Genomic DNA, 7,396 nt, shown 5'->3' with positions numbered 1-7,396 from the left:
CAATCGTCCCGATGTTGAGATGCGGCTTGTTCCGCTCGAACTTCGGCTTGCTCATCCCTGCTCTGCTCCCACATCTACCGCGCAGAGGCGGGAGGGTCGCGGTCTGACCCTCCCATCCTCTTGCCTTCACTCTCGGTAGCGGTGGCGGGACTCGAACCCGCGACGCCGCGATTATGAGCCGCGTGCTCTGACCAACTGAGCTACACCGCCGAGCCCCCTTACGGACTCGAACCGTAGACCCCTTCCTTACCATGGAAGTGCTCTGCCGACTGAGCTAAGGGGGCGAGCCAGTCAGGTTAGCAACACTGCGAATCCCGACCACCAGCCGTTGTGGGCCGACTACCTTCCGCGGCTGTGTCCACGCTGCCGATTCGACTCGCCGAGCGACGCGATGCCGCCGCGATCCGAGAGATCTACAACCTGGAGGTCGCCGAGTCGACGGTGACCTTCGACCTGGTTCCCCGCACGCTGGACCAGCAAGTGGCGTGGATCGACGAGCACTCGGGCGGTCACCCCGCGATCGTCGCCCTCGACGATGACGGGACCATCGTGGGTTTCGGGTCGCTGTCGCCGTACAAGGACCGCCCGGCATACGCGACCACCGTCGAGGACTCGGTGTACGTGCACCGGGATCACCGCTCCCGCGGCCTCGGGCGGCTCTTGCTCGACGAGCTCGTTCGCCTCGGCCGGGACCACGGGTTCCACTCGATGATCGCCCGCATCGTGGGCGATCACGAGGTGTCGATCGCGCTGCACGTAGCGTGCGGGTTCGAGCACGTTGGCATCGAGCGCGAGGTCGGTCGCAAGTTCAACAAGTGGCTCGACGTCGTGGAGATGCAGCGGCTGTTGTGACCGTGCGCGCGGTCGCCGCGCGAATCGGCCCGCCCCTCGGGCGAGCCGTGTCGTGGGCCGGGTTGGATTCGAACCAACGTAGGCTGTGCCAGCGACTTTACAGGCCGCTCCCTTTGGCCACTCGGGTACCGACCCCGGTTGCGTACAGTACCGCGATGCCTACCTTCGACGTTGTCTCCGAGGTCGACTTTCAAGAGGTGCGCAACGCGGTCGACCAAGCCAGCCGCGAGATCTCGACGCGCTTCGACTTCAAGGGCACGAACAGCTCGATCGAACTCAAAGAGAAGACGATCGAGCTGCACACCGAGAGCGATCAGCGCCTCAAAGCGCTCACGCAGGTGCTCGAAGAGAAGTTCGTGAAGCGCAAGGTGTCGCTGAAGGCGCTCTCGTACGGCAAGATCGAGGAAGCCACGAAGGGAACGGTTCGCCAGGTCGTCACCCTCATGGTCGGCATCAACCAGGACAAGGCGCGCGAGCTCGGCAAGTTCATCAAGGAGCTCGGACTCAAGGGCGTGTCACACCAGGTGCAGGGTGATCAGCTCCGCGTCAGCGGCAAGAAGCGCGACGACCTCCAATCCGTCATCGCCGCGGTGCGAGAGAAGGACTTCGGCATCCCCCTCGACTTCACCAACTTCCGCGACTGAAAGGGGGGGGGGGGGGGGGGGGGGGGGGGGGGGGGGGGCCCCCCCCCCCCCCCCCGGCCCCTCCCAACGCGACTCGCTCCACGCCCCGGTGGTCGAGCGGCGGCAAAGCCCCCGCTCGGGCGCACCAGCCGATGCCGTTGTGCTACCGCCACGCTCCGTCGCGGAGTCGGGCGACTCGGTCGGCTGTCGGTGGGTGGGTGGAGAAGAGGCCGGCGAAGCTGACTTTGCGGCCCGTGAGGGGATTGATGATGAACGCGCTGGCTTGCGCGGGTTGGATGTTCATCGGGACTTGCTTCACGTAGGCCTCGATCTTCTCCAGGGCACGGGCGAGCGGCTCACCGTCGTCGATCAGGTGCGCGCCGCTGGAGTCGGCCTGGAACTCGCGTGAGCGCGAGAGGGCCATCTGGAGCAGCATCGCCGCGATCGGGGCGAGGATCACGAGTGCCAGCAAGCCGATGATGCCGCCGCCATCGTCGTCGTCGCTACCGCCGAACATCGCACCCCACATCGCGATGCGGGACACGAACATGATCGCCATCGCCACCGCGGCGGCAACAGAGCCGATGAGGATGTCGCGGTTCTTGACGTGCGAGAGCTCGTGGGCGAGCACGCCGCGCAGCTCGTCGCGATCGAGGACCTGCATGATCCCCTGGGTGGCACACACCGCGGCGTGGTTCGGACTCCGTCCGGTGGCGAACGCATTGGGTTGCGGCTCTGCGGACATGTACAGGCGCGGCATGGGGATGCCGTCGCGACGGGCGAGGTCCTCCACGATCTCGTACAGGACCGGCTCGTCCTCGCGGGTCACGGGCTTCGCCCGAGCGGCCTTGATCGCGAGCTTGTCGCTGAACCAGTAGGACCCACCCACGAAGAGCAGGCCGATGACGAGCCCGATGGCGAGCCCGCCGTTCCCGCCGAGCGCTCCGCCGATTCCGATGAACAGCCCGCCGAGCGCGGCGAGGAAGATCATGGTCTTGAACGTGTTCTTGAATGCCGACATCGTCGTCACCTCTCGGGCCCACCTGATCGGGGCCATTTGATTCCAACGCTACGTGCTGCGGATTGGTTCCCGTGAACCGGGGTCAGCTTCTCCGCTCTCGGCGCTGCGAGCCGGGCCGCTTGGGCCCGCTCACTGCGCCCTAGGTTGCCTGCGGCGCGGACATTCGCTCAGCGAGAGGCCACGAGGAGCACCAATCCCACCGTCACCACGGCGGCCGACACGAGGCGCGCCCGTCCGAGACGCTCGTGGAGCAGGAGCCAGCCGGCGGCCGCACCCAACACCACCGACGACTCGCGCAGGGAGGCGACGTAGCCGACCGGCGCGAGTCGCACACCCGCCAGCACCATCGAGTACGCCATCACGGAGGCGATCCCGCCCAGGGACACGCGGCGCCAGTCGCTCCTCAAGTAGCGGGTGAAGTCGCCGACCATGCCTTGCGTGGCTCCGTAGATGCTGATCGCGAGCGCCGCTCCGATGACCAGTGCGATCCCGTATGCGATCCCGCTGTCGGTCTTCCGCGCGCCGGCCGAGTCGAGCACGGTGTACATGCCGATCGTCGCGGCGGTCAGCCCCGCCCACAGCAGCGCTGCTCGCCCGACGTGCCGCCGCACGAGCGACGCCAACCCGCCGACGACGATCGCGATCGCGAGCCACGAAAGACCCGAGAGGTCGTCGGACAGGAAGGCCACACCACCGATCGCTGCGAGCATCGCTCCGCCGCCGCGTGCCAGCGGATAGGCGAGCGAGAAGTCGCCGTGGTGGTACGCACGAACGAGGGCGAACACGTACACGACGTGCACGGCACTCGAGATCGCGAGGTACGGCAAGGCATCGGCGTCGGGGAAGCCGATGATCACGAGCACCGGCAGCGTGATCACGCCACCGACGAGGAACTGACCCCACGCCGTGAAGAGACGCTCCTGGCTCGCCTTGACGAGCAGGTTCCAGAACGCGTGCAGCGCGGCTGACCCGAGCGCGAGGAGCGTTGCCTCCAGCATCCAGATCAGTCGCTAGTCGTAGTAGCCGCTATGGAAGTAGATGCAGGGCACGCCCTCGCTGCGGAACATCTCGACGTTGCGCCGATCGTCTTCGATCGCGAGGCGAAGCTCGAAGCCGTACTGACGCAGCTCCCAAACCGACGCTTGCTTGAACTCACGCGACTGGTCGTAGTCACCCCACGGCCGCATGACGAGCACGTCCCAACGGATTCGGTAGTGCTCCAACCACGCCACCGTCAGGTGATGCAGCCGCTCGGGGCGAGCAGTGAGCAGGACGATGCGCAGCATCGGGTCGAGGAGGTCGAGGAGCACTTTGACCTCCTCGATCACCGGGTCCTCACTGCACGCGTCGAAGAACGCGCGCCAGTCGCGTCGCGGTGCCTCCAAGTAGTGCTGGCGGGTGGTCGCGTCCGAGAGCACGCCGTCGATGTCGATGACGGCGACGCGACCGGCCTCGATCGGACCATCGCGCCACGTCCAGTGTTCAGGAGCGAGCTTCATTCCCGCTGCGCGCGGCGAACGAGCGAAGCGAGTGAGCTCGCCGGAGTGGCGAGCCACCCGTAGGGCGGCGGCGGGAGACGGAGCCTGCGGAGTCGACCAGGCAGGTTGGTCCCTGCCGCCGAGCGAGCGCGACCAGAAAGGTGACTCACTCCTCGTCCGGCGTCTCTGCGAGGTAGCGCGCCTTGATGCCTTCGACGACGGATGGGTCGGCGAGGGTGGTCGTGTCGCCGAGCGCGTGGTCTTCGCTCACGTCCTTGAGCAGCCGGCGCATGATCTTCCCCGACCGGGTCTTGGGCAGGTCTTCGGTGAACAAGATCGTCTTCGGCTTCGCGATCGGGCCGATCGTGTCCCCGACGTGCGCGCGCAGCTCATCGGCGAGCGCCTCGCTCGGCTCCTGGCCGCTGCGCAGGATCACGAACGCGGCGATCGCCTGGCCGGTGGTGGCGTCGGTGCGTCCGATGACCGCGGCCTCAGCCACCGCCGGGTGCCCGACCAGCGAGTGCTCCACCTCGGCAGTCGAGATGTTGTGCCCCGACACGAGCATCACGTCATCGACGCGCCCGAGCAGCCAGAAGTACCCGTCGTCGTCGCGCTTCGCGCCGTCACCGGCGAAGTACTTGCCGTCGAAGCGGCTCCAATACGTGCTGCGGTACCGCTCCGGATCACCCCAGATGCCACGCAGCATCGAGGGCCACGGGCGCGTCAGCACGAGGTAGCCCCCACCGGGGATCGGGACACCATTGCCCTGGTCGTCGACGATGTCGGCACCGATCCCTGGCATCGGGAACGTCGCGCTCCCTGGCTTGAGCGTCGTCGCGCCGGGGAGCGGGCTGATCATGATGGCGCCGGTCTCGGTCTGCCACCACGTGTCCACGACCGGGCACCGCCCGCCGCCGATGTGCTCCCAGTACCAAACCCAAGCCTCCGGATTGATCGGTTCGCCGACGGTCCCGAGGAGCCGAAGGCTCTTCAGGTCACGATGTTCGGGCCATTCGGCGCCCCATTTCATGAAGGTGCGGATGGCGGTAGGTGCGGTATAGAGGATGGTGACGCCGTAGCGCTCGACGATCTGCCAGAGCCGGTCCTTGTCCGGGAAGTCGGGCGTTCCTTCGTACATCACGCTCGTCGTGCAGTTCGCGAGCGGCCCGTAGACGATGTACGAGTGACCGGTGACCCAGCCGACGTCGGCTGCACACCAGTAGACGTCGTCGTCGGGCTGGAGGTCGAAGACGTTCTGGTGCGTCCAGCACACCTGGGTGAGGTAGCCCCCGGTGGTGTGCATGATGCCCTTGGGCTTGGCCGTGGTCCCGCTCGTATAGAGGAGGTAGAGGAGGTCCTCGGTGTCCATCGGCTCGGGCGGGCACTCGGTTGATTGCTGCGCCACGAGGTCGTGCCACCACACGTCGCGCCCGTCGGTCCAGGGAACGTCCTGCTCGGTGCGCCGCAGCACCAACACCTTCTCGATTGACGGGCAGTCGGCGACTGCAGCGTCGGCGGTGTCCTTGAGGGGCACGATCGTCCCGCGTCGCCACGCGCCGTCGCCGGTGATGAGGACCTTGGCCTCGGCGTCGTTGATGCGATCGCGCAGTGAGTCGGCGGAGAACCCACCGAACACCACCGAGTGGGGCGCGCCGATGCGCGAGCACGCGAGAAGCGCCATCGGGAGCTCGGGCACCATTCCGAGGTAGATGTTCACCCGATCGCCCTTGCCGACGCCCAGCGCCTTCAACGCGTTGGCGAGGCGACTCACCTCGTCGAGGAGCTGCGCGTACGTGATCGTGCGCGTGTCACCGGGCTCACCTTCCCAGTGATACGCGACCTTGTCGCCGTGACCGGCGGCGACGTGGCGATCGAGGCAGTTGTACGACGCGTTGATCTTGCCGCCGACGAACCACTTGGCGAAGGGCAGGTCCCATTCGAGGACCGTGTGCCATTCCTCGTACCAGTCGAGGAGGTCGGCCGCTTGCTTGGCCCAAAAGCCCTCGAAGTCGGTGTTCGCCTCGTCGTAGAGCTCGGCGTCGGTGACGCGCGCGCGCTTCTTGAACGGCGCAGGGGGCGGAAAGGTCCGGCCCTCGGCGAGCAGAGACTCGATCGTGTCGGTCATAGACACCTCCCCTTGTCGCGCTCGCTCGGCGGCAGGTTACCTGCACCCCTGGTCGACTCCGCAGGCTTCGTCTCCTCCGGTGACGGGCGGCAAAGCCACCCGTCACCTACCGCCGTCCTTTGGAACGCTCGCCGCTCCGACTGTGAGAGTGACGACGCGGTGTGCACCCAGCCCGTCGGGGTCGGTGAGTGCCGCGGCTTCGACGCCGCGGCTGCGCCCCGCGATGGCCTCGAGATCTCCGATATGCGCGCGGTCGCGCCATGTGGCGTCGCCTGCCGCGACGAGCTCGTCAACGCCAAGCCCCGCCAACCACTCGGCTTGCGACGTCTCGCCCGCGATCGTGAACCCGGCGCGTGCCGCCGCCAAGCCGAGGTACTCGATCGGCACGTCGCACGTAATGTCCTGATGACCCGGGGCGTCGAGCGGGGCAGAACCGCGACCGTGACCGGCGTAGGTGCGCAACCAGCTCGCTTGGCCGCGCTGCAGCAGCCCGCGCACATCGTCCATGTAGTCGATCAACAGCACCTCGCCGTGGTCGAGCAGCATCGCGATGCGCTCGAGCCAGTCCTTGGTCGCGACCGGGATCGGGAGCCGGCTCCCGCCGGGCACGTCGGCGGACCCGACGCGATCGGCCTCGATCGCGAGCTCGGGTGGCGCGGGAACGAGCGCTTCGACCAATCGCTCTTCGTCGTCGAGCCGCACGCGGACCTCGCTCCACTCGCCCTCGACGCGTTCCACGAGGTGCACGGGCAGGTTGTCGAGGAGCTCGTTGGCGATGACGACACCGTCGAGGGACATGGCCGGGAGGTCGTCCAGCGAGCTCACGATCGGTCCGGACCCGGGCACCGCTTCCAGCGGCTCGTCGAGGTCGGCGCGGCGAGCGAACGGCCCTAGCGCTTCGTCGGCGGGCTCGAGCGTGAGGAGCTCGCGCTGCTCGGCGCGCAGCCGCGCCGAGCGCTCGATCAAGACGTAGCGCAACGCTGGCGCACATCCCGGACCCGCGCGCAACACGTCGGCGGCGAGGCGACCGCGGCCGGCACCGACCTCTACAACCACGAACGGGTCGGGCGCGTCGAGGCGGTGCCAGACCGCGTCGAGATGGCGGGCGACGAGCGCACCGAACAGTGACCCGACCTCGGGGCTGGTCATGAAGTCGCGCCCGCCGCGCCCCGCGCCACCGCCACCGGTGAAGAACCCGTCGGGCTCGTCGTAGAGTGCCATCGCCTGGAAGTCGGCGAACGCGATCGGACCCTCCCGCCGGATCCGCGCCGCAATCCGCGCTTCGAGCGTCACGGTG

Annotated in this window: 7 protein-coding genes and 3 tRNA genes; 2 read left to right on the top strand and 8 right to left on the bottom strand. The window is 67.7% G+C overall.

All coding sequences use genetic code 11. The annotated features are described in order from the left end of the window. Positions 1–136: 136 nt before the first annotated feature. Positions 137–210, bottom strand: a tRNA-Met gene (locus WEE69_02695). A gap of 1 nt (position 211) precedes the next feature. Continuing rightward, positions 212–284, bottom strand: a tRNA-Thr gene (locus tag WEE69_02690). Positions 285–354: 70 nt separating this feature from the next. On the opposite strand from WEE69_02690, the gene WEE69_02685 reads away from it, so the two are divergent. Next, entirely contained in the window at positions 355–852 is a 498-nt protein-coding gene (locus WEE69_02685) for an N-acetyltransferase family protein (GenBank protein ID MEX1144193.1), read from the top strand. A gap of 53 nt (positions 853–905) precedes the next feature. On the opposite strand, the gene WEE69_02680 is transcribed toward WEE69_02685, so the two are convergent. Continuing rightward, positions 906–987, bottom strand: a tRNA-Tyr gene (locus WEE69_02680). Between the two features lie 20 nt (positions 988–1,007). On the opposite strand from WEE69_02680, the gene WEE69_02675 reads away from it, so the two are divergent. Continuing rightward, a complete protein-coding gene (locus WEE69_02675) occupies positions 1,008–1,496 on the top strand; it encodes a YajQ family cyclic di-GMP-binding protein (GenBank protein MEX1144192.1) in 489 nt (162 codons plus the stop codon). A 142-nt stretch (positions 1,497–1,638) separates the two neighbouring features. Here the strand turns inward: WEE69_02675 and WEE69_02670 are convergent, their stop codons facing one another. The 5 genes from WEE69_02670 to WEE69_02650 form a co-directional block, all read right to left on the bottom strand. After that, positions 1,639–2,532, bottom strand: coding sequence for a M48 family metalloprotease (locus WEE69_02670; GenBank protein MEX1144191.1), 894 nt, complete (start codon positions 2,530–2,532; stop codon positions 1,639–1,641). 131 nt (positions 2,533–2,663) lie between these two features. Continuing rightward, a complete protein-coding gene (locus WEE69_02665) occupies positions 2,664–3,494 on the bottom strand; it encodes an EamA family transporter (GenBank protein ID MEX1144190.1) in 831 nt (276 codons plus the stop codon). 12 nt (positions 3,495–3,506) lie between these two features. Next, entirely contained in the window at positions 3,507–3,995 is a 489-nt protein-coding gene (locus WEE69_02660) for a hypothetical protein (protein MEX1144189.1), read from the bottom strand. A 145-nt stretch (positions 3,996–4,140) separates the two neighbouring features. Next, entirely contained in the window at positions 4,141–6,099 is a 1,959-nt protein-coding gene (gene acs / locus WEE69_02655) for an acetate--CoA ligase (protein MEX1144188.1), read from the bottom strand. A 102-nt stretch (positions 6,100–6,201) separates the two neighbouring features. Further along, on the bottom strand, positions 6,202–7,392 hold the full coding sequence (locus WEE69_02650; GenBank protein ID MEX1144187.1) for an SAM-dependent methyltransferase: 1,191 nt from the start codon (positions 7,390–7,392) through the stop codon (positions 6,202–6,204). Positions 7,393–7,396: the final 4 nt, after the last annotated feature.

The sequence above is a fragment of the Acidimicrobiia bacterium genome, from assembly GCA_040881685.1.
Lineage (GTDB): Bacteria > Actinomycetota > Acidimicrobiia > IMCC26256 > PALSA-555 > SHVJ01.
This window is presented reverse-complemented; position numbering and strand designations above follow the sequence as displayed.